Raw genomic sequence first — 22,679 nt, 5'->3', positions numbered from 1 at the left:
GCTTCTGCATCCGGTCGGCCCCGGCGGCTTCCGACCCTGCGTCCGGGTGGAGCCTCGGGCCGCGCCCGGGGGAGTCTGGGACCGCGCCAGGGGGGAGCCTCAGACCGCGATCACTTCGACCCCCGCCTCCTCGAACCGCCGTACCGCCTCCGGTGCCGCCGCCGTGTCCGTCACCAGGGTGTCCACCGCGTCGGCCGCGCAGATCCGGGCGAACGCCCGCCGGTCCAGCTTGCTGGAGTCCGCCGCCACGACCACGCGCTCCGCCCGATCGCACAGCAGCCGGTTGATCGCGGCCTCCGCCTCGTCGTGTGCCGCCGCGCCGTGCGTGGCGTCGAAGGCGACCACGCCCAGCACCGCCACGTCGACCGTGATCTGCCCCAGCACCCCGTCCGCGAGCGGCCCGACGAGTTCGTACGACTGCGGGCGGGCCACCCCGCCGGTCACCACGATCTTGAACTGGGGCCGTACAGCCAGCTCGTTGGCGATGTTCAGCGCATTGGTGACCACGGTCAACGCCGGTGTGCCGGAGGCGAGGTCGGCGCGCACGGCCAGCGCGCGCGCCACCTCGGTGGTGGTCGTGCCGCCGGTCAGGCCCACCGCGTCGCCCGGCGCGACGAGTCCGGCGACCGCCCGCGCGATGCGCTGCTTCTCCGAGGCGCGGCGGGCGGTCTTGTAGCGCAGCGGCAGTTCGTAGGAGACGCCGTGCACCACGGCGCCGCCGCGGGTGCGCACCAGCATCTGCTGGTCGGCCAGTTGGTCGAAGTCGCGGCGGATCGTCGCCGCGGAGACGTCCAGTTCGGCCGCCGCCGCCTCGACGTCCAGCCGGCCGCGCTCCACGAGCAGCTCCAGCAGCGCCTTCCAGCGGGCGTCCCGCGACATGCGGCCTCTCCGTTCCTCTCCGCTTCTCTCTGTTTCCCGATCTCCGAGTGACCCTAGCGCACCCCATTGCGGCGCCCTATGCTTGTTTCTGCTTGAAAGCTCGCTGATTCTTGCAAGAAACGTCATGAGAGTCGCGTCCTCGGGCGCGTCCTCGACGTTCGACCGGGAGGGGCCGGGCATGACCCATGTCGAGGACGAACTGCGCAGCCAGCCCGCGTGCTGGACGCGGGCGGCACAGGAGGCGGCCGGTCACGGCGGCGCACTGCCCGCACCGGGGGAGCGGGTCGCGATCGTCGGCTGCGGCACCTCCTGGTTCATGGCCCAGTCGGCCGCCGCGCTGCGCGAGGGCGCGGGCCAGGGGGAGACCGACGCCTTCGCCGCCTCCGAGTTCCCCCACCACCGCGCCTACGACCGGGTCCTCGCCCTGACCCGCTCCGGCACCACCACCGAAGTGCTCACTCTGCTACGGCGGTTGCGCGGCCGCGTCCGCACCACGGCGATCACGGCCGACCCCGGGACGCCCGTCATGGCGGCCGCCGACGAGGTGGTGGTGCTCGGCTTCGCGGACGAACGCTCCGTCGTGCAGACCCGGTTCGCCACCACCGCCCTCACCCTGCTCCGCTCCCACCTCGGGCTGCACGACGAGGCCGCCGTGGCCGACGCCCGGACCGCCCTCGACGCGCCGCTGCCCGAAGGACTGGTGGAGTGCGGGCAGTTCACCTTCCTCGGCCGGGGCTGGACGGTCGGCCTCGCCAACGAGGCGGCGCTGAAGATGCGCGAGGCGTCGCTGTCGTGGACGGAGTCCTATCCGGCCATGGAGTACCGGCACGGCCCCATCAGCGTCACCACGAAGTCCACGGCCACCTGGATGTTCGGCGAGGCGCCCGACGGACTCGCCGAACAGGTGCGCGCCACGGGCGGGTTGTGGGTGAGCGGAACCCTGGACCCGCTCGCCGAACTCGTCCGCGCCCAGCGTCTGGCGGTCGCCGTCGCCGCCGCGCGCGGACTGGACCCCGACCGCCCGCGCCACCTCACCCGCTCGGTGATCCTCGGGCCGTGAGCTCCGGCGATCCGCCCGCCTGGATTCCCGGTGACTCCCCCGCCTTGAGCCCCGCCGGTCCTCGCGCCTCGGCCCCGCCCGTCCTCGTCGGTCCGCGCGCCCGGACGCCCGCTGATTCCCGCGCCCCGAGCCCGAGCGGCTCGGGGCTCCCACACCCTGAGCCGCCCCGCGGAGGAGACCGCACGTGCCCCTCGTACCGACCGGTGAGCTGATCACCCGGGCCGCCGCCGCGCGCACGGCGGTGGCCGCCTTCAACATCATCACCCTCGAACACGCCGAGGCCGTCGTCGCCGGCGCCGAGGCGGCCGGCGCCCCCGTCGTGCTCCAAGTCAGCGAGAACGCCGTCAGGTTCCGCCTCGGCCGGCTCCGGCCGCTCGCCCGCGCCGCCGCCGAGGCGGCCCGGAGCGCCGCCGTACCCGTCGCGTTGCACCTCGACCACGTGCAGAGCGACGAGCTGCTGCGGCAGGCCGCCGACGCCGGGTTCGGCTCCGTGATGTACGACGCCTCCCGCCTGCCGTACGCCGAGAACCTCGCCGCCACCCGCGCCGCCGCCGACTACGCGCACGCCCAAGGGCTCTGGATCGAGGCCGAGTTGGGGGAGATCGGCGGCAAGGCGGGCCGGCCCGCGCTGGACGCCCACGCACCCGGCGCGCGGACCGACCCCGCCGAGGCGCACGCCTTCGTCCGCGATGCCCGGGTGGACGCCCTGGCCGTAGCGATCGGCAGCGCGCACGCCATGACCACCCGCACCGCCACCCTCGACCACGACCTGCTCAAACGCCTCGCGACGGCGCTCGGCGTGCCGCTCGTCCTGCACGGCTCCTCGGGGGTCGCCGACGGCGAACTGGGCAGGGCGGTCGTCGGCGGCATCGCCAAGGTCAACGTCGGCACCGCCCTCAACCTCGCCATGACGGCCGCGATCCGCGACCATCTCGCCGTCCACCCGGACGCCGTCGACCCGCGCCGCTATCTCGCCGCCGCCCGCGAGGCGATGACGGGGGAGGTGGCCCGGATCATCGCGGTGCTGGGCACGGCCTGAGCGTCCGGGGACGTCCGGGGACTTCCGGAGGCTTCCGGGGACGGCGAGGTGTCAGAGGGGGCGCCCGTTACCGCTTCACCGCGCGCAGCAGCACGAACTTCGGGTCGCTGGCCACCAGTTCGCAGGTGCCGAACAGCCGCTTCAGCTTGACGTGGTAGCCGAGGTGCCGGTTGCCGACCACCCACAGCTCGCCGCCGGGCCGCAGCACCCGCTGCGCCCCGGTGAACATCCGCCACGCCGTCGCGTCCGTCGTCGCCTGGTGCGAGTGGAACGGCGGGTTGTTCAGCACGAGGTCGACGCTGCCCGCCGACACGCCCGCGAGGCCGTCCCCGACGCGGAACTCCGCGTGTCCGGGCACCCCGTTGGCCTTGAAGGTGGCCTCGGCCGACGCCACCGCCTGGAACGACTCGTCCACGAACAGCACTTCGGCCTCCGGGTCGGCCATCGCCACCGCCGTGCCGACCACTCCGTTGCCGCAGCCGAGGTCCACCACCCGGCGGGCGTCCCGCGTGGGCGGCAGATGCCGGAGCAGGAACCGGGTGCCGATGTCGAGCCGGTCGGCGCAGAACACACCCGCGTGGTTGACGACCATGCCGCCCGAGACCGCGCCGATGTCCCCGGGGAGCGTGTACTCGTACGGCCACGGGTTCGCGGGCCGGTCGAGCGAGGGGTCCGGGGCGGTGTGGATCAGCCGGGCCTTGCGGACCGCGAGCGAGGTCCGGGTGGGGCCGAGGATCTGCTCGAACAGGCGGAGCGTGGAGGTGTGGATCTCCTTCACCATGCCGGTGCCGACCACGACCGTGCCCGCGTGCACGGCGGGCGCGAGCCGCAGCAGCTGGTCCTCCAGCAGCGCGAGGCTCTTGGGCACCCGTACCAGCAGCACGTCGATCCGCTCGGGCGGCGGGTCCTGCGTGGTCAGCAGGGACACGGCACCGGGCTCGGCGCCGGCCCGCGCGAGGTTCGCCCGGGTCGCCTCGCGGGTCAGGAAGGAGTCGGTGATCTGCACCAGGTGCGCGCCGCCGTCCCGCGCCGCCTCGTCGTGCGCCGGCTCGTCCCGCGCCGCCTCGGGCTGCGCCGCTTCCCGTGCCTGTTCCCGCGCCGCGCGCCGGGCCGCGAGTGCCGTGGCCAGCGCGCCCCAGCGGTCCCCGAGGACCACGACCGTGCCGTCGAGCGGCACCCGCTCCTCGACGAGATGCGTCAGCAGATAGGCGTCGGAGGCGTCCCAGGCGCGCAGCCGGTCGCGCGGATCCTCCGGGAACCTGTCCAGGTCGAGCTCGCCCCACGGCGTCGTCATACGGTCGTTCATCGTGCGTCCAGGCTATCCGAGGCGCGGGGGCGCACCGCGTCCGGCGGAGCCCGCCCCTGCCGGGGCGTCGGCGCCGAGCACCCTGCGGGCAGGATGGAGGGCATGGACGCCGAGCTGTTTCCCCGTGAGCGCGTCGAGGTCGCCCCCGGCGCGGTGCATGTGCCGGACTGGCTGTCCGCCGACCGGCAGCGCGCCCTCCTCGACGCCTGCCGGGAGTGGGCGCGGCCGCCCGCCGGACTGCGCACCGTCCGCACCCCCGGCGGCGGCACGATGACCGCCCGGCAGGTCTGCCTGGGATGGCACTGGTACCCGTACGCCTATGCCCGCACGGTCGTCGACGGCGACGGGGCGCCCGTCAAGCCGTTCCCGGAGTGGCTCGGCGACCTCGGCCGCCGCGCGGTGACCGACGCCCTCGGCCCGCCGGGGACCTCGCACGACACCGAGGGCGCGGGGACCTCGCGCGACACCGAGGGCGCGTCGACGGCGCCGTACGACATCGCGCTGATCAATTTCTACGACGGCGACGCGCGGATGGGGATGCACCGCGACGCCGACGAGCGCTCGCCCGACCCCGTGGTCTCGCTGAGCCTCGGCGACACGTGTGTCTTCCGCTTCGGCAACACCGAGAACCGGGCGAAGCCCTACACCGACGTGGAGCTGCGCAGCGGCGACCTGTTCGTCTTCGGCGGGCCCGCCCGGCTCGCCTTCCACGGTGTGCCGCGGGTCTGCCCGGGCACCGCGCCGCCCGGCCTCGGACTCACCGGGCGGCTCAACGTCACCCTGCGGGTCGGCGGGCTGCCGGGGGCGTGAGTCCGGCCCGTGGGCCCGCCGCAGACGCGGTGCTGGTCACCCCGTGTGCGGATCATGGGAGACTCGCCCTCATGAGCGGTACGGCGGACCCCCGGCACGCGGGGGATGGGACCACCTCGAGAACGCGGCTGGACCGAGGGCGCGGCGCGCTCGGGCCCGCGTTGGAGCTCGTCCACACCGGGCGGGCGCCGACCCGGGCCGTGCTCACCGCCGAACTGGGCGTGACCCGGGCGACGGCCGGCGCGGTCGCCGCCGAGCTGGAGGCGCTCGGCCTGATCCGGGTGGACGCCCGGCCCGGCGCGGCGGCCGGTTCCCAGGGCCGCCCCTCGCACCGGCTCGCGGTCGCCGAGGACGGCCCCGTCGTGCTGGCCGTGCAGATCCACGCCGACGGCTTCCGCGCGGCGCTCGTCGGCCTGGGCGGCCGTATCGTCGCCACCGCCCCCGGCTGCGAGACCGTCGACTCCGATCCGTCGAAGGTGCTCGCCGCCGTCGTGGAGGTCGGCGCGGACCTGCTGCGCACGACCGGCCGCCGATGCGTCGGCGCGGGCCTCGCCGTGCCGTCCGCCGTCGCCGAACCGGACGGGCGCGCCCTCAACCCGCTGCATCTCGCCTGGCCGGTGGGCGCGCCCGTGCGGCGGCTGTTCACGGAGTGCGTGCGCGCGGCGGGTCTCACCGGTCCCGCCTTCGCGGGCAACGACGTCAACCTCGCCGCGCTCGCCGAGCACCGGCACGGCGCCGGGCGCGGCGCACGGGACCTGCTGTGCGTGGCCACCGGGCACCGGGGCGTCGGTGGCGCGCTGGTCCTGGACGGGCGCCTGCACACCGGGAGTTCGGGCCTGGCACTGGAGGTCGGCCATCTCACGGTCAACCCGGAGGGGCGCCCCTGTCACTGCGGCAGCCGGGGCTGCCTGGACGTCGAGGCCGACCCGCTGGCGCTGCTCACCGCGGCCGGCCGGGTCCCGGGCCCCGAGGTGTCGCTGCTGCGGCAGGCCGACGACCTCGTCCGCCACCACTACGACGACCCCGCCGTCCGCACCGCGACCGAGGCGCTCATCGACCGTCTGGGCCTCGGCCTCGCCGGCCTGGTGAACATCCTCAACCCGGACCGGATCATCCTCGGCGGGCTGCACCGCACGCTGCTGGACGTCGACCCGGAGCGGCTGCGCGCGGTCGTCGCGGACCGCAGCCTGTGGGGGCAGAGCGGTGGAGTGCCCATCCTGGCCTGCACGTTGGAGCACAACAGCCTGGTCGGCGCGGCCGAGCTGGCCTGGCAGCCGGTCCTCGACGACCCGCTGGCGGCACTGAGTTGATCAGGACCGGGTGACGCGGGCGGGGCGGCGGCCCGGGTGAGCCCAGCGGGCCGGCGTCACCGGGGTCCGTGCCGGTGCCGTGGCCACCGAGGAGGTCAGCCCTCCGCGGCCCACTCCACCGCGAACGCCTCCGCCGGATTGGCCGTGAGGATCCGTTCCACCGCCTCCGTGCCGAACTCCGCGGCCAGCCGGGGCCGCAGCCGCCGCAGCAGATAGGGCATCCCGGGCCCGCCGTCCACCGAGCGTGCGCCCGCGACGACCGTGTCGCCGCCCAGCAGCAGCCGGTCGCCGTACCCGGCGTCCACCAGGGCCGCCATCGCCTCCGGCATCCGCCAGTCCGTGGCGTGATGGGCCCGGGAGGGGCCGTCGAAGGCCAGATAACAGCCGACGGCCGCGGCCTGGCGATGCACCACGGGGTCGGGGGAGCGGTTGAGATGCCCGAGGATCACCCGGTGCGGCGGCACGCCCCCGGCGCCGCACAGCAGGTCCAGCACGTCGAGCGCGGCGGTGCCGTGTTCCAGGTGGACGGCGACGGGCGCACCCGTCGCCCGGTGCGCCTCGGCCGCGGCCGTCATGGTCCAGCGGGCGTGCGCGTCCAGACCGTGGAAGCCGCCCGCGACCTTGATGAGCCCGGCCCGCACCCCCGACGTGCCGATCCCGTCGGTCAGTTCGGAGACGAACAGGTCGGGAAGCCGGCCGCGCAGCGCGTCGAGCGTGTCCGGGGTGTAGTGCGCGGCCTGGTGCAGCCCGGTCGCGCACACCACGTGCACCCCCGCCGCACGGGACAGTGCCGGCAGGTCCGCGGCCCGCCGCCCCATGCCGTACGGCGTCCACTGCACGACGGCCGCCCCGCCCGCCGCGCCGAACGCGGCCAGTTCGGCCCGCGCCGCGGCCGCGTCGTTCAGCTCCCGTCCCGCCAACTGCGGGCTGCCGAGGAAGAGATGGTCGTGCGCGTCGCACACGCCGAGGCGGTCGGCGGGCAGGTCCCCGAGGACCGTGCGCACGGCGCTCACCACTGGCGCCCCCGCCGCAGACCGGCCGCCCCGGGGGCCGACAGGTGCAGCACCTCGAACACGTCGCCCTCGGCCTTCGGGGCGTCCCCCTCCGCGAAGGTCTCCCAGAGCGAGAAGTGCACGAGTTCCCAGGCGCGCGTGTCCACGGCGGCGGCCGCGAGGACGGCCCCGTCCAGCCCGGCCAGCCGCCGGGTCTCGGCCACCGCGTCCGCCGCCCACTCCGCCAACTCCCTCTGAGGGACGGGCTGTCGATGCCGTACGGCGAAGGCTGTCGCCGAACGCGGCGCGCTTCCCTCCTCGTACGCGAGCCCCGTCCACTGGCGTACGTCCGGGCGCCCGAAGTCGTTCGCGAGCCCCTGGAAGGCCCCGCCGAAGAGGAAGGCGTTCATGCCCTCGACGGTGTCCCAGAGATAGAACGGCGCGTACTGGTTGACCCGTGAGCCGTGCCGGCCGCGCTCCCGCAGCAGGTAGGCCTTGGTGCCGAGGCCGTCCCACGTGTCGAGCAGATGGCCGACGCGGGCGACGCGGGCGCGGATGATCCCCATGTCGTGGTCGGCGGGCAGGGTCAGTTCGTACTGCATGGCGTGCATGTCTCGTCCTCCGACGGGTCGGTGGGGCGGCGGGTGCGTGGGTCGTCACGTGTCCATGGGGCGGCGGGTGCGTGGGTCGTCACGTGTCCGTGGGCGGCGGGTCGGCGAGCGCGGCCGGGGCGGGTGACGCGGCCGGTCAGCAGGGGTACTCGGGCACGTGCGCGTGCTCGTGCCACTCGATGGTCGTGCCGTCCTCGGCGGCCTCCACGACCGCGAGATGGGTCATGAACGTGCGGGGCGCGGCGCCGTGCCAGTGCCATTCGTCCGGCTCGATCGACACGGTGTCGCCCGCCCGGATCTCCTCCACCTCCCCGCCCCTGCGCTGCACCAGCCCCTCGCCCTCCAGGACATGCAGCACCTGGCCGTGCGGATGCCGGTGCCAGGCGGTGTGCGCGCCGGGCGCGAAGTGCACGTTGAACATCCGCAGCCGGGACGGGGGTTCGGGGGCGGCGACCACGTCCATCCACACCGTGCCGTTGAAGTTCTCTGCGGGGCCCTGCTGTGTGTCGGGGCGCTGTCTCGTGATGTGCACGGGTACGGACTCCTGTCGGGGTGTGCTTCAGGGGTGTGGGGTGCCGCGGGGTTCGAGGAGCGACAGCAGTCCGCGCACCCCCGCGTCGAACGCGGCGGGGGAGCCGGAGGCGCGGGCGAGGACATAGCCGCCCTGCACGGTCGCCAGTACGGTCGCCGCGATCTCCGCGCCGTCCAGCGAGGGCGCGAACTGGCCCTGCTCCTTGCCCTCTTCGACGATCGCCGCGATCAACTCACGGATGCGGTCGAGGGTTTCGTCGACCGGTGCGCGCAACTCGTCGTTCGCGACGATGTCCGGGTCCATCGTCAGCCGGCCGACCGGGCAGCCGCGCAGCACGTCGCGCTCGCGGGTGAGATACGCCGTGATCCTGTCGTACGGCGTGCCCGGCCCGGTGAGCACGGCCTCGGCGGTGGCGCCGAGTTCCTCGGCCGTCCGCCGGATCGCGGCCAGCGCCAGATCGGGCTTGCCCTTGAAGTGGTGGTACATGCTGCCCTGCCCGGCGCCCGACCGCTCCAGGATCGCCTTGGGGCTGGTGCCCACGTAGCCGCGCTCCCAGAGCAGCTCCCGGGTCGACTCGATCAGCCGCTCCGAAGTGCTCATGCGCTCACTGTACATACTAGTAGTTACAGAAACCACTCCGATCGGAGCAGCCGCGGCGGCCCCCCGTACTCCCGGGGAGGTACCCGCACTGCCGCTGGCCGTACGACGACCGGGACCCCCCTTCCGCGACAGTCTCGAGGCATCCCTGGAGGACCGTGAACGAGGAGATGACCCGAGATGGAGACCCTGGCGAACTGGGGCGGTGGCGGACCCGGCCCGTGGATCCTGTTCTTCCCGCTGATCTGGGCGGTCGTGGTGTTCGGCGGCATCCGGCTGCTGCGCCGCACCGCCTGGCGCGGCCGGGGCGGCGGCCCCTGGCGGCCGACCGCGGGCGACAACTCGCCGCTCGCCGTGCTCGGCCGCCGGTTCGCGGCGGGCGAGATCGACGAGGAGGAGTACTGGCGCCGGATGTCCGTCCTGGAGGAGCACTTCGGCCGGATCGGCAAGGGGGGACCGGCATGACGGGCACGGCTCCCGACGTTCGTACGACATCGGCCACGGCCACGGCGGGGCGGGTGAGTCCGGCGGACCGGGCGAGCGCGGACCCCGGCGACCCCGGCGAATCCGGCGCGTCCCCCGTGGCCGCCCGGGTCACCGACGCCGTGAAGGTCTACGGCCGCGGCGACACCACCGTGCGGGCCCTGGACGGGGTGAGCGTCGGCTTCCCGGCCGGACGCTTCACCGCGATCATGGGCCCCTCCGGCTCCGGCAAGTCCACCTTGATGCACTGCGCGGCCGGCCTCGACACGCTCACCTCGGGCACCGCCCGCATCGGCGACACCGATCTGGGCGACCTCGACGACCGCCGCCTGACCCTGCTGCGCCGCGACCGCGTCGGATTCGTCTTCCAGGCGTTCAACCTGGTGCCCACGCTCACGGTCGCCGAGAACATCACCCTGCCGCTGGACCTCGCGGGCCGCGGCGGCGACCCGGAGTGGATCGACGCCCTCGTCGACGTCGTGGGCCTGCGCGACCGGCTGCGCCACCGGCCCGCCGAACTCTCCGGCGGGCAGCAGCAACGCGTCGCCGTGGCACGGGCGTTCGCCGGACGGCCGGAAGTCGTCTTCGCCGACGAACCCACCGGCAACCTGGACTCCCGCTCCGGGCAGGAGGTGCTCGGCCTGCTCGGCCGCGCCGTACGCGACATGCGGCGCACGGTCGTCATGGTCACGCACGACCCGGTGGCTGCCGCCCACGCGGACGAGGTCGTCTTCCTGGCCGACGGCCGACTGGTCGACCGGATGGCGTCGCCGACCGCGGACAAGGTCCTGGACCGGCTGAAGGCGTTCGAGGTGAGGTCGCCGTGAGAACCCTGCTGCGCCTGAGCCGGTCCTCCCTGCGCGCCGACAAGCGCCGCTTCGCCGGCACCTTCCTCGCCGTGTTCCTCGGCGTCGCCTTCCTGGCCGGCACCCTCGTCATGGGCGACACGCTGCGCTCCGCGTTCGGCACGATGTTCGGTGACGCGACGGCGGGGACCGACGCGGTGGTGCGCGGCGCCGACGTCATCACCACCCCCGGCGACAGCCGCGGTCAGCGCAGCCCCGTCGACACCTCGCTCGTGCGGACCGTCGAGCGGGTCCCCGGCGTCGCGGCCGCCGCGCCGCAGATCCAGGGCGCGGGGCAACTGATCGGCTCCGACGGCAAGCCCGTCGGCGGCCAGGGGCCGCCCACCCTCGCCGGGAACTGGATCACCGACACCCGGCTCAACCCCTACCGGCTCGCCGAGGGCCGCGCGCCCGCCCGGTCCGGCGAGGTCGTGGTCAACCGCGGCACCGCCGAGAAAGGCCGTCTCAAGATCGGCGACACCACGGTCCTGCGCACCCCCGACCCGGTGCGGGTGACCGTCGTCGGCCTCGCCACCTTCGGCGGCGAGAACGGCATGGGGCAGGTGACGTACACCGGCATGACCCAGACCGACGCGGAGAAGTACCTGACCGCGCGACCGGGCCGGGCGTCGAGCATCCAGGTGCGGGCCGGTCCCGGCGTGAGCCAGGAGGAGCTGGTGCGCCGCCTGGACCGCGTGCTGCCCGAGGGCGTCGAGGCGATCACCGGCCAGGAGTCGGCGCGGGAGAACACCGACCTGGTCTCCGGCCAGTTCCTGACGATCTTCACCACCTTCCTCCTGGTGTTCGCCGGGGTCGCCCTGCTGGTCGCGACCTTCTCCATCCACAACACCTTCGCGATCGTCGTCGCCCAGCGCGCCCGGGAGAACGCCCTGCTGCGGGCGCTCGGCGCGGTCCGCGGGCAGGTCGCCGCGGCGACCCTGACGGAGGCGAGCGCCGTCGCGGTCACCGCGTCCCTCGCCGGACTCGCCGGCGGGATCGGCGTGGCGGCCGGACTCCAGGCGCTGTTCCCCGCGATCGGCTTCCCGTTCCCCGGCGGCGACCTGGTGCTGAGGCCGCTGTCGCTGATCCTGCCGCCGGTCGTGGGGGTCGCCGTCTGCCTCGGCTCCGCGCTGATGCCCGCCCTGCGTGCGGGCCGTACCGCGCCGCTGGCCGCGCTCCGCGAGACGGCCGTCGACACCTCGGGAGCCTCGCGCCCGCGCGCCGTCGCGGGGGGAGCGCTGCTGGCGGTCGCCGTCGCCACGACGCTCACCGGTGTCCTGGTGTCCCCGTCGGTGTGGCTGGCCGGAGGCGGCGCCGTGCTCGCGCTCGTCGCGTTCGTGGTGCTCGGGCCGGTCGCCGCGGGGACGGCCGTACGACTGCTCGGCGGCCCGCTCGACCGGCTGCGCGGCGTCACCGGCGGGCTCGCCCGGCGCAACGCCCTGCGCAGCCCCGGGCGAACCGCCGCCACGGCGAGCGCGCTGATGATCGGGGTCGCGGTCGTCTCGCTGTTCACGGTGTTCGGCGCCTCGCTGAAGGCCACCATGGACCGGACCGTGTCGCGGTCGTTCGCGGGCGATGTGGCCGTCAGCACGCCGTCGTTCGGGGCGGGCGGCAGCGGGCTCAGCCCGCGGCTCGCACCCGCGATCGCCCGGCTGCCCCAGGTCGCGACGGCCGTGGGGCTGGGCCGGGGCGTCGCGGAAGTCGACGGGAAGGGGCGGGCGTTGACCGTCACCGACCCGGTCGCTCTCCAGCGGACCTTCGACCTCGGCCGGGTCTCGGGCGATCTGCGCGGCCTCGGTGCGGACGGCCTCGCCGTCACCCGCGACGAGGCCGCACGCCGGCACCTCGCCGTCGGGGCCACGGCCCGGCTCGCGTTCACCGACGGCACGGTGCGGACCTTCACGGTGCGTGCCGTCTACGGCCGGTCCGAGCTCGTCGGCGACTACGTCGTCACCCGCGCCGCCTGGGCACCGCACCGTACCCAGGACTCCGACACGGTGATCGCCGTCGGCTTCAAGCACGGCGTGGGCACGGCGGCGGGCGAGGCCGCGGTGCGCAAGGTGGCCGCCCACTACGGGGATCCACAGGTGCAGACCCGTGCCGAGTACGCGCGGTCCTCGGCGGGCGGGATCGACATGATGCTCACGCTCGTCTACGCGCTGCTCGCCCTCGCGGTGCTCATCGCGCTGCTCGGCATCGCCAACACGCTGACCCTGGCGATCCACGAGCGCACCCGCGAACTCGGGCTGCTGCGAGCCGTCGGGCAGACCCGCGCCCAACTGCGGGCGATGGTCCGCTGGGAGTCGGTCCTGGTCGCCGCGTTCGGCACGGCCGGCGGACTCGGCCTCGGCGCGTTCCTCGGCTGGGTGCTGGTCGAGGCGTCGGACGGGGCGAGCGACAGCTCCTTCACGTTCGCCCTGCCGCCGGTGCGGTTCGCGGTGGTGGCCCTCGTCGGCGTCACGGCGGGCGCCCTCGCGGCCCTGCGCCCGGCCCGCCGGGCGGCCGGCCTGGACGTCCTGCGAGCCATAGCGGAGTGACCTGCGGTCGGCTCGGCGGGGCGGGGGAGGAGCCCTCACCGGGCCCGCGGGCGGGAAGTGTCGTCCAACCTGCGGCCGGTGGGGGCTGAGCGCGCAGTTCCCCGCGCCCCTGGGGGGTTGGGGCGCGGGGAACTGCGCGGAAGGGCCCCGCCGGGCCCGCGGGTGACATGCGACGACTGATCTGCGGGCCGGTGGGGGCTGGGCGCGCGGTTCCTCGCGCCCCTGGGGGGTTGGGGGCGCGGGGAACTGCGCGAAGGGGCCCCGCCGGGCCCGCGGGTGGGATGCTGCGGTCGATCCGCGGCGCGGTGGGGGCTGGGCGCGCGGTTCCTCGCGCCCCCTGAGGGCGTGGGCGGTGGTGCTGCCTTTTAGGGGCGCGGGGAACTGCGCGAAGGGGGCCCACCGGGCCGCGGACGGTACTCGACGGGCGGGTCGGGCCGCGGGAAGCGGGACGTCAGCCCGCCACGGCCGACCCCGCCGGCGCATGGGCCGGCGCCCGCCCCACCTCGCCCGCGGGCTCGAGCTCGACGAACACCGGCGCCGCCTTCTCCGGCACCGAGTGCACGACCGGCCGCACAGGCGGAGCCGGCCGCGCGGTCGCCGCCGTCGTCGGCAGCGTGAACCAGACGACCTTGCCCGCGTCCCCGTCCGGCCGCACGCCCCAGCTCTCGCTCATCGCCGCGACCATGGAGAGCCCGCGGCCGGTGGTGGCCTCCGGCGTGGCCTCGGCCACGACCGGAATCCGCGGATCGTGGTCACGCACCGAGACGGTGAGCCGGTCCAGCAGCAGCTCGATCTCGACGGTGCACGTCTTGTCCGTCCGGGCATGCAGATGGACGTTGGTGAGGAGCTCGGTGACACCGAGCGCCGCTTTGTCTATCAGGGGATCCAGATGCCAGTAGCGCAACTGCGCCGATACGATTCTGCGGACCTGGCCGATCCGCGACGGCAGGGCTTGGAGCTCCACCGTGCAGTGCCTGCTTGGATGACTGATCACGGCTGCGACTCCCCGACGTGAGGTCCGGAAGAACACGGAGTTCGGATCGATCCAGCGAGGCGCTGGCGGGACGCCGCCGCCCGCTGTCGTGGCCGGCGGGCTGGTTCGCAGCGTTATCGCCGGTAAACCCAGAGTGACGTGAGACAAGCGTGGCCCAAGGGGTCCCGTCCCGCAACTCGCGGTCCGGTCAGCCTCGACGACGGCCCGACGCCTGGCGCACGGCCTCGATGAACCGGCGTGCCGCGGGCGGCCCCGGCTCACCCGGCGCGGGGTCGTGCGCGCCGAGCGTGAGCAGATACCGCTGGCCGTTCAGATCGGCCAACGCCCGGTCCGGTGCGGCGAACCACGGCCGCGACGCGCGCACGGCCTGCACCGGTGCCGAGTCGATCTCGCTGCCGTAGCTGGTGAGCAGTTCGAGCCTGCCGTCGTTGATGCGGACCTGCCCGGCCCGGGTGAGTGAACGCAGCCTTTTCCCGATCCGCACGCCCGTTGCCGTGAACTCCGGCTCCGCCATGCTGACCCGCCCCCTCGCGCGTGTCGTGTCCCGCCCGGCCGTACCCGCGCGGGGCGCGATCCGGCCGGTGGGTGATCCAGTGTGCGCCCCCGTTCGGGACGTTCGTCCCGTCCCGGTGCAGTCTGCCCCCCACCGGCGCCACGCACCAGTACACATGGCTCGCCGGTGTCCGATACCCGGAGCATTTCCCGGAGTGCGCCCCCCGGTTGCCTCGCGCGCCGCTCCCCAGGGCTGCCTTTGGGCTTGTCAAAGAGGCGTTTATGCAGGTGGGAAGCGTTTCGAATGGTGCTTATGATCGAAGTGTCGGCCGCGCCGCGCGCCGCCGGCGCGACGTGTAAGGAGCCCCGCCGTGAGCACCACCCCACAGATCCGCACCGGCGACACCCTCGATGTCGACCGCAGCGACACCGCCTACCGCAGCTGGCTGAAGGAGGCGGTCCGCAAGGTCCAGGCCGACGCGAACCGCTCGGCCGACTCGCATCTGCTCCAGTTCCCGTTGCCCGAGCGCTGGGGGATCGACCTCTACCTCAAGGACGAGTCGACCCACCCCACCGGAAGCCTCAAACACCGGCTCGCCCGCTCGCTCTTCCTCTACGGCCTGTGCAATGGCTGGATCCGTCCGGGCCGCCCGGTGATCGAGGCGTCCAGCGGCTCGACGGCCGTCTCCGAGGCGTACTTCGCGAAGCTGATCGGCGTGCCGTTCATCGCCGTCATGCCCCGTACGACCAGCGCGGAGAAGTGCCGGCTCATCGAATTCCACGGCGGGCGCTGCCACTTCGTCGACGACTCGCGCCGGATGTACGAGGAGTCGGCCCGCCTCGCGGTGGAGACCGGCGGCCACTACATGGACCAGTTCACCTACGCGGAGCGGGCCACGGACTGGCGCGGCAACAACAACATCGCCGAGTCCATCTTCCGCCAGCTGCGCCTGGAGCGGTTCCCGGAGCCCGCGTGGATCGTCGCCACGGCCGGCACCGGCGGCACCTCGGCGACCCTCGCCCGCTATGTGCACTACATGCAGTACGACACCCGCATCTGCGTGGCCGACCCGGAGAACTCCTGCTTCTTCGAGGGCTGGACTACCGGCGATCCGGACGTCACCTGCGACTGCGGCTCCCGTATCGAGGGCATCGGCCGGCCCCGCATGGAGCCCAGCTTCGTGCCCGGCGCCATCGACCGGATGATGAAGGTGCCCGACGCGGCCGCGATCGCCACGGTCCGCGCGCTGGAGGGCGCCATCGGCCGCAAGGCGGGCGGCTCGACCGGCACCGGGCTGTGGAGCGCCCTGCGGATCGTCGCGGAGATGGTGGCCGAGGGGCGGCAGGGCAGTGTCGTGACCCTGCTCTGCGACCCGGGCGACCGGTATCTCGACAAGTACTACTCGGACGCGTGGCTGGCCGAACAGGGCCTGGACATCGCGCCGTACGCGGCGACGATCGCGACCCTGCTGGAGACGGGCGTGTGGCCGCACTGACCGTCTCGTGGCGCCACGGCCGCACGGCTCCGGGCGCCCCGGGGGGCCCGGCCCTTACCGGGGCGGGCTCATGCCGCCGCGAGCCGCCGGTCCAGCGCGGTGACCGCACCCCGGAAGGAACGGCCGAGACCGGGCCGGGCCAGGCGCAGAACGGCCCGGAAGGGAGCGGCGCCGTCGGCGGCGAACGTCCACTGCACCCGTGTGCCGCCGCTGCCCGCCGGAGCGAGCCGCCACTCCTCGACCAGCGCGCGCATCCCCGGAGCGTTGGTGGTGTCGACCCGGTAGGCGTACAGCTCGTCGGGCTTGGCCGCGAGGATCGTCTCCGTGAAGCGCGTGCCGCCCTTCAGCCGGATCTCGCGCCCCGCGCCGTCACCGGCCGGCCGTGCGGAGGCGACCGCCGTGAACCACTCGGGCCACCCGGCCACGTCCTCGGCGAGCGCGTGGAAGACCCGCTCGGGCGATGCCGCGATCTGCCGGGCGAAGACCAGCCGCACCGGCGCCGTCCCCGCGAAGTCGAGCCCCTCCGGGCGCAGTCGGTGAACCATGACCGGGACCTCCTCGCCGAAGCCGCCGGGCGACGGGCGGTCGACCGGGGCACCACACCTTAGTTGACGTGCCGTCAGATGTCTGTGGCCTCGTGCGTCTCGCCCGCCACGATCAGCTGCGGCAGATGCTCCGCGATCTCCTCGCGCGCGTCGGCCGGCAGCCCGGCGTCCGTCACCAGCGCGTCGACCTGCTCCAGCGCGGCGAAGGAACTCAGGCCCACCACACCCCACTTGGTGTGGTCCGCGACCACCACGACCTGCCGCGCCGACTGCACCAGGCGCCGATTGGTCTCGGCCTCCGCCAGGTTGGGTGTGGACAGACCGGCCTCGACCGATATCCCGTGCACGCCGAGGAAGAGCAGATCGAAGTGGAGCGCCGCGATCGCCTGGTCCGCGACCGGTCCCACCAGCGAGTCCGACGGCGTGCGCACCCCTCCGGTCAGCACCACCGTCGCCCCGCCCTGGCGCGGTCCCGAGCTGCGCTGCGCCGCGTGGAAGACATCCGCGACCCGCACCGAGTTGGTGACCACGGTCAGGTCGGCCACGTCGAGGAGTTGGTGCGCCAGCGCGAACGTCGTCGTACCGCCGGACAGCGCGATCGCGGAACCCGGCTTCACCAGCCCGGCGGCCGCCCGCGCGATGTCCTCCTTGGCGGTCAACTCCAGGCCCGACTTGGCCTCGAAGCCGGGCTCGTGGGTACTCGCCTCCACGACCGGCACCGCGCCGCCGTGCACCTTCTCCAGCACGCCCTGGCGGGCCAGCGCGTCCAGATCGCGCCGCACCGTCATGTCCGACACGCCGAGTTTGCGGGTCAGTTCGTTGACCCGCACCCCGCCGCGGCGCCGGACCTCGTCCACGATCAGAGCGCGCCGCTGCTCCGCGAGGAGGTTCTGATTCTCACTCACGTACGCTCCGGTCCTTTCGCCTCAAGCCGTCCGTCCCGCGCCCCGCACCCGCTCCGACCGTGCCGTGCGGCCCGTACCGGTGCGCGGACGTCTCATACTCGCACGGGTCGCCCCCGGGTGCGCACACCTGTCCGGGCACAGATCCGCAGGCCGGGCACCTTGTGGAACGGCCGCTTGTCACACGGATCGGGGAGTTTCCGTGACGAGTGGTGCGCGAAGCGACGCCCCCGGACATCCTGGTGGCCGCACGGACACACCGGCGGCGGCCCGAGGCGGAGGTGCGAGGAGAAGTGGAACGCGCGCAGGAGGGTGCCCACCCCCACGCCACCGTGATCGCTCTGGAGCTGCTGGTGCACGGGGTCGGCGGCACGACACCGCAGAAGATGCTCGGCGACCCCCGCACCGTGCGGATCACCGGCGACGACACGGCGGCCGTGTTCCGGCGCGCGGAGGACGCCGACGCGGAGGACTCCCAAGGGGCGGACGCCGCCGCGGAAGAAGCGGCCGAGGACCGGGCCGACGCGGCGGAAGCGGCCGCGGAGCAACCCCCCGCGGACCGAGCCGCCGCCGAAGAAGCGGAATCGGAAGCGGACGCCGATGCCTCGCCCCGCCCCCGCGGCAACCGCACGGGCCCGGTCCGCGAGGCGTACGTCTGGTGCAACCTGACCTCAGGCAACGGCGCCCGCGCCCTGTGGCTCCTGCTGCTGCCGTTCATGGTCGTCAACCTCGCCCACTGGATGCGCCCCGCCGCCCGCGGCAGACGCCGCACCGTGCGCTGCTACGGCCTGCTGGTCCGGCTGGCCGGGCTGACCCTGACCGTGCTGCTGGTGGCCGCCGCCTGCGAGGTGGCGCTGGACCTGGTCGCCTGGCAGTGCGCGGGCACCCCCGCCTGCGCCCGCCGCCACTCCTGGCTCGGCCCCGTCTCGCCCGTCGGCTCCGGCGCCGGCTGGTGGAGCGCGCCCGGCCGCAGACTCGCCCTGGCCGCCCTCGCGCCCGCCACGCTCGTCGCCCTGCTCTGGTACCTCTCCCACCGCACCTGGGCCGCCTACGAGTCCCAGCGGCCGCCGACCCCCGCCGCGGCCGACGACGGCGACCGCACCGCGCTCGGCAGACCGGGCTTCTGGTACGGCCGTCGGCTGGTGGCCCGGCTGCGCGCCGCGCACACGGCCGCGGGCCTGCTCACCGTCGCCGCCGCGGTCACCGTGCCGGTGACCCGCCTCGACGACGGCCCCGGCGGCGGCCCGAGCGGCCGGTTCGGCGGCCTGCTGGAGGCCGCGCTGGCCGCGGCGGCGGCCGTCGTGGTCGCCGTGGTCTGCCGCCGCGGCCGCAGCGAGCACCGCCTCGACCGGCGCATCGACGCCCACCTCGTACGCGGGCTGCCCCTCGGCGCCCTGGCCCTGCTGCTGCTCGCCCTGGCCCACGCGGTGCTGTCCGCCCCGGGCCGAGCCTCCGCCGGACGGCTGCCCGGCGAACCCGCCTTCGCCGCCCTCGCCCTCACCCAGGGCGTCCTGGTCCTCGCCCTCGCGGCCTGCGCGCACCTGCTGCACCGCACCCACCCCGCGCCCCGCGCCGCGCTGCACGGCCTCGTCGGTCCCGCGGTCGCCCTGCTCGGCTGCGCCCTCGGCGGTGTGATCTCCGCGGGTCTCGCGCAGCGCGTGGCGGACTGGCTGGATGGCACCGCGGCCTCGATCCCCGGCCCGCCGGTGCTGCTGACCTGGCAGTCCTCCACCATCCCGGCGCTGCTCGCGATCCTGCTGCCGCTCGGCGCCCTGCTCGCCCGGCGCACCCGTCTGCTCGCCCGTACGGAACGCGCCGCCGTACGGCCCGACCGGCCCGACGAGCCGCGGGATCCCGCCCGCACCCGCCGTATCGCCCGCACCCGCGCCCTGGCGCGGCTCACCGACCGCGGACCCCTGGTCGCCGGGGTCACCGCGGCCGGCACCTTCCTGCTGGGCGCGGCGGCCCTGGCGGGCGCGCAGGCCACCGGCGAGCCGCCGGCCGCGGCCGCGCGGGACCTGCCCGCCCTGCTCCGCGGCGCCGCCGAGGCCGCGCAGACCCTCGGCTCCTGGCTCGTCGGGCTCGGCTTCCTGCTGTTCGTCACCTGGGGCAGACGCGCCTACAAGGACGCCGCCGCGCGCCGCACCATCGGCATCCTCTGGGACGTCGGCACCTTCTGGCCGCGCGCCGCCCACCCCTTCGCGCCGCCCTGCTACGCCGAGCGCGCCGTACCGGACCTGACCTGGCGGATCACCACCTGGACCCGCGCCACGGGCGGCCGGCTCGTGCTCTCCGGTCATTCCCAGGGCAGCGTCCTCGCCGCCGCCGCGGCCTGGCAGCTCACCCCGGCCGTCCGCCGCCGCGTCGCCCTGCTCACCTACGGCTCCCCGCTGGAACGCCTCTACGGGCGCTGGTTCCCCGCCCACTTCGGCCCGGCCGCGCTGACCGCGCTCCACCACGAGGTGGCGTGCTGGCGCAATCTGTACCGGCTCACGGATCCCATCGGCGGCCCGATCCTGCTGCCCGGGGCCTGCGGACCCGAGGTGGACCGCGCCCCGCTCCGGGATCCGCTCGCCTACGGCCGCACCGCGCGGTATCCGCTGCCCGCCCCGATCCTCGGCCACTTCGACTACCCGGCGGACCCGGTGTTCGCCGAGGAGCGGGCCCGGCTGCTGGCCCGGCTGCCCGCGGCCCTGCCCGGCCAGCGCCCCGGTGCCGGGAGCGGGCGGCGCCCCGGTGCCGGGACCGGTCAGGACGGCTCGGGCAGGTCCTCGGCGTAGAGCAGGGTGAGATCGTCGGTGCTGGGCTCGTCCAGCTGGGCCACCCGGCTCGCGTGCCGCTCCACCATCGCCTCGAAGGTCTGCCGCGCGGTGCGCCCGTTGCCGAAGGCCGCGCCCTTCGGGATCGCCGTGAAGTACCGCACCAGCGCCTGCGCCGCGCCCGGCGTCAGCCGGTACTCGTGCTCGTCGGTCTGCTGCTCCACGATCCGCAGCAACTCGTCGGGGCCGTAGTCGCTGAAGGTGATGGTGCGCGAGAAGCGGGAGGCGACACCCGGGTTCACCGAGAGGAACCGCTCCATCTCGGCCGTGTACCCGGCGACGATCACCACCACGGCGTCGCGGTGGTCCTCCATCAGCTTCACCAGGGTGTCGATGGCCTCCTTGCCGAAGTCGCGCCCGGCGTCCTCCGGCGAGAGCGCGTACGCCTCGTCGATGAACAGCACGCCGCCGCGGGCCCGGTCGAAGGCCTCCTGGGTGCGGATCGCGGTCGAGCCGATGTGCTCGCCGACCAGGTCGACCCGGGACACCTCCACCAAATGCCCCTTCTCCAGGACGCCGAGGGAGGCGAGGATCTCGCCGTAGAGCCGGGCGACCGTGGTCTTGCCGGTGCCGGGGGAGCCGGTGAACACGAGGTGCCGCTTGACCGAGGCGGCCTTCAGGCCCGCCTCGCGGCGGCGCCGGCCCACCTCGATCATGTCGGTGAGCGCGCGCACCTCCCGCTTGACGCTCTCCAGGCCCACCAGCGCGTCCAGTTCGCCCAGCACGGCCTTCGACGTGCGTGACGACGGCTCCGGTCCGTCCGCGGCGACGGGCTCCGGGGCGGGGGTGACCCGCGGGGCGGGGACGGTGCCGAGCAGCCCGGGGGTCTGGGTGGCCGTCAGCACGGCGGGCTCCGAGGGCGTGCCCGGGGTGCGGACGCCGCCGCTCTCGTCGCTGGTGCAGTCCTCCACGACCGGTCCGCTGCCGGGTGCCGCGTCGGGGGCCTCCGCGAACTCGTAACCCCCGCGCGCGCAGCGCTCGGTGCGGCACTTCCGCAGCGTCGTACGGCAGCCGTCTATGACATGGAAGCCGTAGCCGGCGCTGCCCGTCACCCGGCAGCCGAGGAAGCTGCCTCTGCCGCCCGCCGACACGTACACGCCCGCCTCGGCGGGAGAGGTGACCGTGCAGCGCTCGATGGTGGGGTCGGCGCCCTTGGTGACGATCACGCCCGTCTGGACGGCCTCCACCGTGCAGTTGGCGAGCGTGCCGCCGCTGCCGTGGTCGCGGAACCAGGCTCCGGTGGCCGCCTCCCGGATACGGCAGTCGTCGAGCTGGGCGGTCGCGCCGTCGCTCACCGACACGGCGGTGTTGCGCACCTGGGTCAGGTCGCTGTCGACGACGTCCGCGCGTGAACCGCGGTCCAGCACGAACAGCGCGTCCGGCACGTCGTGCACCCGGCACGCGTCGAGCACGGCGGTCGCGCCGTCGCTCACCCACACCGCCGGATAGTCGCCGGTGCTGTCGAAGATCTCGCACTGGTTGGCGTCCACCCGCGTGCCCGGGTCCCACACCGACAGGCCGTTGCGCCCGAACCGGTGGACGGTCGTGCGGGTCAGCGTCAGCACCGAACGCGAGCGCAGGTCCACCGCGTTCTCGGGGATGTCGTGGATCCGGCAGTCCGCGAGCGTCAGGACGGCGTCGGTGTCCAGGGTGACGCCGTCCGCGTCGGTGCGGTGCACCTCGCAGTCGGTGAGATGCGCCGTGGCACCCGAGGTGACCTGCACCCCGCTGTTGCGGACCTCGTACACCTCGCAACCGACGGCCTCCACCGCCGAGTTCTCCCCGGTCACGGTCAGACCGGCGCCGGTGGCATGGTGCATCCGGCAGCGCTCGAGGCGCGGGTGCGCGCCCCCGCGCACGGCCACCGCGGACTGCCCGGCGGCGACGACCTCGCACTCCTCGAACACCCCGCCCGCGCCGTCGTACACGGCGATGCCGATGCCGGCCGGGTTGTCCACGGTGCAGCGGCGCACCGTCGGGCGGGCGCCGCCGCGGACCTCGATCCCGGCCGCGGAGCGGGTCACGATCCGTACGTCCAGCAGCTCCGGGGTGCCCTCCTCCACCAGCAGCGCGGGGGCGGCCGCGTCCTGGCCCTCGACATGCAGGTCCTGGACGATCGCGGAGGCCCGCACGGTCAGCGGCACGCCGTCGGCGGGCGCGATGCGCACCGCGCCGGGCGCGCCCTCGGGGCCGCGCAGCGTCACGGCCCGCTGGACGACGAGATTCTCCCGGTAGGTGCCGGGCGCGACGGTGAGGACATCGCCGTCCGCCGCGGCCTCCAGGGCGTCGGCGAGCGAAGCGTACTCACCTGTGCGGCGCCGCCACCGCGACGTGCCGGTGTGCGTCACCTGGACCGTGCCCTGTGCCATGGTGTTGCCGTGCCCCCACCTCGTCGTACCGGACTGCTCGTTCGCCTTCGGGGCGCCACGG

General features: G+C 74.8%; 20 protein-coding genes. 9 read left to right on the top strand and 11 right to left on the bottom strand.

Annotation, left to right across the window (positions count from 1 at the left end; all coding sequences use genetic code 11):
• Window positions 1-99: 99 nt before the first annotated feature.
• Window positions 100-879 carry a DeoR/GlpR family DNA-binding transcription regulator gene (locus tag WN71_RS06885; protein WP_046585185.1) on the bottom strand — a complete coding sequence of 260 codons (780 nt, stop codon included), beginning with the start codon at window positions 877-879 and terminating at the stop codon, window positions 100-102.
• Between the two features lie 178 nt (window positions 880-1,057).
• Between WN71_RS06885 and WN71_RS06880 the strand changes: the two genes are divergently transcribed.
• Window positions 1,058-1,939, top strand: coding sequence for an SIS domain-containing protein (locus WN71_RS06880; protein ID WP_046585186.1), 882 nt, complete (start codon window positions 1,058-1,060; stop codon window positions 1,937-1,939).
• Window positions 1,940-2,123: 184 nt separating this feature from the next.
• On the top strand, window positions 2,124-2,978 hold the full coding sequence (locus WN71_RS06875) for a class II fructose-bisphosphate aldolase (RefSeq protein ID WP_046585189.1): 855 nt from the start codon (window positions 2,124-2,126) through the stop codon (window positions 2,976-2,978).
• A gap of 67 nt (window positions 2,979-3,045) precedes the next feature.
• Here the strand turns inward: WN71_RS06875 and WN71_RS06870 are convergent, their stop codons facing one another.
• Window positions 3,046-4,272 carry a methyltransferase gene (locus WN71_RS06870; RefSeq protein WP_046585191.1) on the bottom strand — a complete coding sequence of 409 codons (1,227 nt, stop codon included), beginning with the start codon at window positions 4,270-4,272 and terminating at the stop codon, window positions 3,046-3,048.
• Window positions 4,273-4,386: 114 nt separating this feature from the next.
• Between WN71_RS06870 and WN71_RS06865 the strand changes: the two genes are divergently transcribed.
• Both WN71_RS06865 and WN71_RS06860 read left to right on the top strand, forming a co-directional pair.
• Complete coding sequence (locus WN71_RS06865; protein ID WP_046585192.1) at window positions 4,387-5,094, top strand: alpha-ketoglutarate-dependent dioxygenase AlkB family protein; 708 nt, start codon at window positions 4,387-4,389, stop codon at window positions 5,092-5,094.
• Window positions 5,095-5,165: 71 nt separating this feature from the next.
• Window positions 5,166-6,404: an ROK family protein gene (locus WN71_RS06860; RefSeq protein ID WP_079177695.1), complete on the top strand. Its 1,239-nt coding sequence runs from the start codon at window positions 5,166-5,168 to the stop codon at window positions 6,402-6,404.
• Between the two features lie 95 nt (window positions 6,405-6,499).
• Here the strand turns inward: WN71_RS06860 and WN71_RS06855 are convergent, their stop codons facing one another.
• From WN71_RS06855 to WN71_RS06840, 4 genes are all read right to left on the bottom strand, one after another.
• On the bottom strand, window positions 6,500-7,417 hold the full coding sequence (locus WN71_RS06855; RefSeq protein WP_046585354.1) for a phosphotriesterase family protein: 918 nt from the start codon (window positions 7,415-7,417) through the stop codon (window positions 6,500-6,502).
• Window positions 7,414-8,007 (bottom strand): DUF4865 family protein, encoded by a 594-nt coding sequence (locus WN71_RS06850; RefSeq protein WP_046585197.1) that lies wholly within the window; start codon window positions 8,005-8,007, stop codon window positions 7,414-7,416. Before WN71_RS06850 ends, WN71_RS06855 begins: the two co-directional genes overlap by 4 nt.
• A gap of 136 nt (window positions 8,008-8,143) precedes the next feature.
• Entirely contained in the window at window positions 8,144-8,539 is a 396-nt protein-coding gene (locus tag WN71_RS06845) for a (R)-mandelonitrile lyase (RefSeq protein WP_046585198.1), read from the bottom strand.
• A 27-nt stretch (window positions 8,540-8,566) separates the two neighbouring features.
• The gene (locus WN71_RS06840) at window positions 8,567-9,154 is read right to left on the bottom strand and encodes a TetR/AcrR family transcriptional regulator (protein WP_046585200.1); all 588 of its coding nucleotides are present in this window, start codon (window positions 9,152-9,154) and stop codon (window positions 8,567-8,569) included.
• Between the two features lie 162 nt (window positions 9,155-9,316).
• On the opposite strand from WN71_RS06840, the gene WN71_RS06835 reads away from it, so the two are divergent.
• The 3 genes from WN71_RS06835 to WN71_RS06825 are packed head-to-tail and all read left to right on the top strand — an operon-like array spanning window position 9,317 to window position 13,001.
• Complete coding sequence (locus WN71_RS06835; RefSeq protein WP_046585203.1) at window positions 9,317-9,601, top strand: SHOCT domain-containing protein; 285 nt, start codon at window positions 9,317-9,319, stop codon at window positions 9,599-9,601.
• Window positions 9,598-10,446, top strand: coding sequence for an ABC transporter ATP-binding protein (locus WN71_RS06830; RefSeq protein ID WP_240529582.1), 849 nt, complete (start codon window positions 9,598-9,600; stop codon window positions 10,444-10,446). The genes WN71_RS06835 and WN71_RS06830 overlap by 4 nt, the downstream gene beginning before the upstream one ends.
• Window positions 10,443-13,001 (top strand): ABC transporter permease, encoded by a 2,559-nt coding sequence (locus WN71_RS06825; protein WP_046585204.1) that lies wholly within the window; start codon window positions 10,443-10,445, stop codon window positions 12,999-13,001. Before WN71_RS06830 ends, WN71_RS06825 begins: the two co-directional genes overlap by 4 nt.
• 451 nt (window positions 13,002-13,452) lie before the next feature.
• Here WN71_RS06825 and WN71_RS06820 read toward each other — a convergent pair whose 3' ends face one another.
• Together WN71_RS06820 and WN71_RS06815 are read right to left on the bottom strand one after the other, a co-directional pair.
• Complete coding sequence (locus tag WN71_RS06820) at window positions 13,453-13,995, bottom strand: ATP-binding protein (RefSeq protein ID WP_206300030.1); 543 nt, start codon at window positions 13,993-13,995, stop codon at window positions 13,453-13,455.
• Between the two features lie 187 nt (window positions 13,996-14,182).
• The gene (locus tag WN71_RS06815; protein ID WP_046585206.1) at window positions 14,183-14,509 is read right to left on the bottom strand and encodes a hypothetical protein; all 327 of its coding nucleotides are present in this window, start codon (window positions 14,507-14,509) and stop codon (window positions 14,183-14,185) included.
• 349 nt (window positions 14,510-14,858) lie between these two features.
• Here WN71_RS06815 and WN71_RS06810 point away from each other — a divergent pair, with 349 nt between their 5' ends.
• The gene (locus WN71_RS06810) at window positions 14,859-15,983 is read left to right on the top strand and encodes a PLP-dependent cysteine synthase family protein (protein WP_046585208.1); all 1,125 of its coding nucleotides are present in this window, start codon (window positions 14,859-14,861) and stop codon (window positions 15,981-15,983) included.
• 68 nt (window positions 15,984-16,051) lie between these two features.
• On the opposite strand, the gene WN71_RS06805 is transcribed toward WN71_RS06810, so the two are convergent.
• Window positions 16,052-16,528 carry an SRPBCC family protein gene (locus tag WN71_RS06805; RefSeq protein WP_046585210.1) on the bottom strand — a complete coding sequence of 159 codons (477 nt, stop codon included), beginning with the start codon at window positions 16,526-16,528 and terminating at the stop codon, window positions 16,052-16,054.
• Window positions 16,529-16,602: 74 nt separating this feature from the next.
• Window positions 16,603-17,433, bottom strand: a complete 831-nt coding sequence (locus WN71_RS06800; protein WP_046585213.1) for a DeoR/GlpR family DNA-binding transcription regulator — start codon at window positions 17,431-17,433, stop codon at window positions 16,603-16,605.
• A gap of 290 nt (window positions 17,434-17,723) precedes the next feature.
• On the opposite strand from WN71_RS06800, the gene WN71_RS06795 reads away from it, so the two are divergent.
• Window positions 17,724-20,210 (top strand): hypothetical protein, encoded by a 2,487-nt coding sequence (locus WN71_RS06795; RefSeq protein ID WP_420856468.1) that lies wholly within the window; start codon window positions 17,724-17,726, stop codon window positions 20,208-20,210.
• Here the strand turns inward: WN71_RS06795 and WN71_RS06790 are convergent.
• Window positions 20,180-22,618, bottom strand: a complete 2,439-nt coding sequence (locus tag WN71_RS06790; RefSeq protein WP_046585214.1) for a right-handed parallel beta-helix repeat-containing protein — start codon at window positions 22,616-22,618, stop codon at window positions 20,180-20,182. The two genes, WN71_RS06795 and WN71_RS06790, sit on opposite strands and share 31 nt — an antisense overlap.
• Window positions 22,619-22,679 lie beyond the last annotated feature (61 nt).

Origin of the sequence: Streptomyces mangrovisoli, from assembly GCF_000974985.2 — a bacterium.
Classification (GTDB): Bacteria; Actinomycetota; Actinomycetes; order Streptomycetales; family Streptomycetaceae; genus Streptomyces; species Streptomyces mangrovisoli.
Note: the sequence above shows the minus strand (reverse complement) of the source record. Positions and strands in the feature narration are given on the sequence as shown.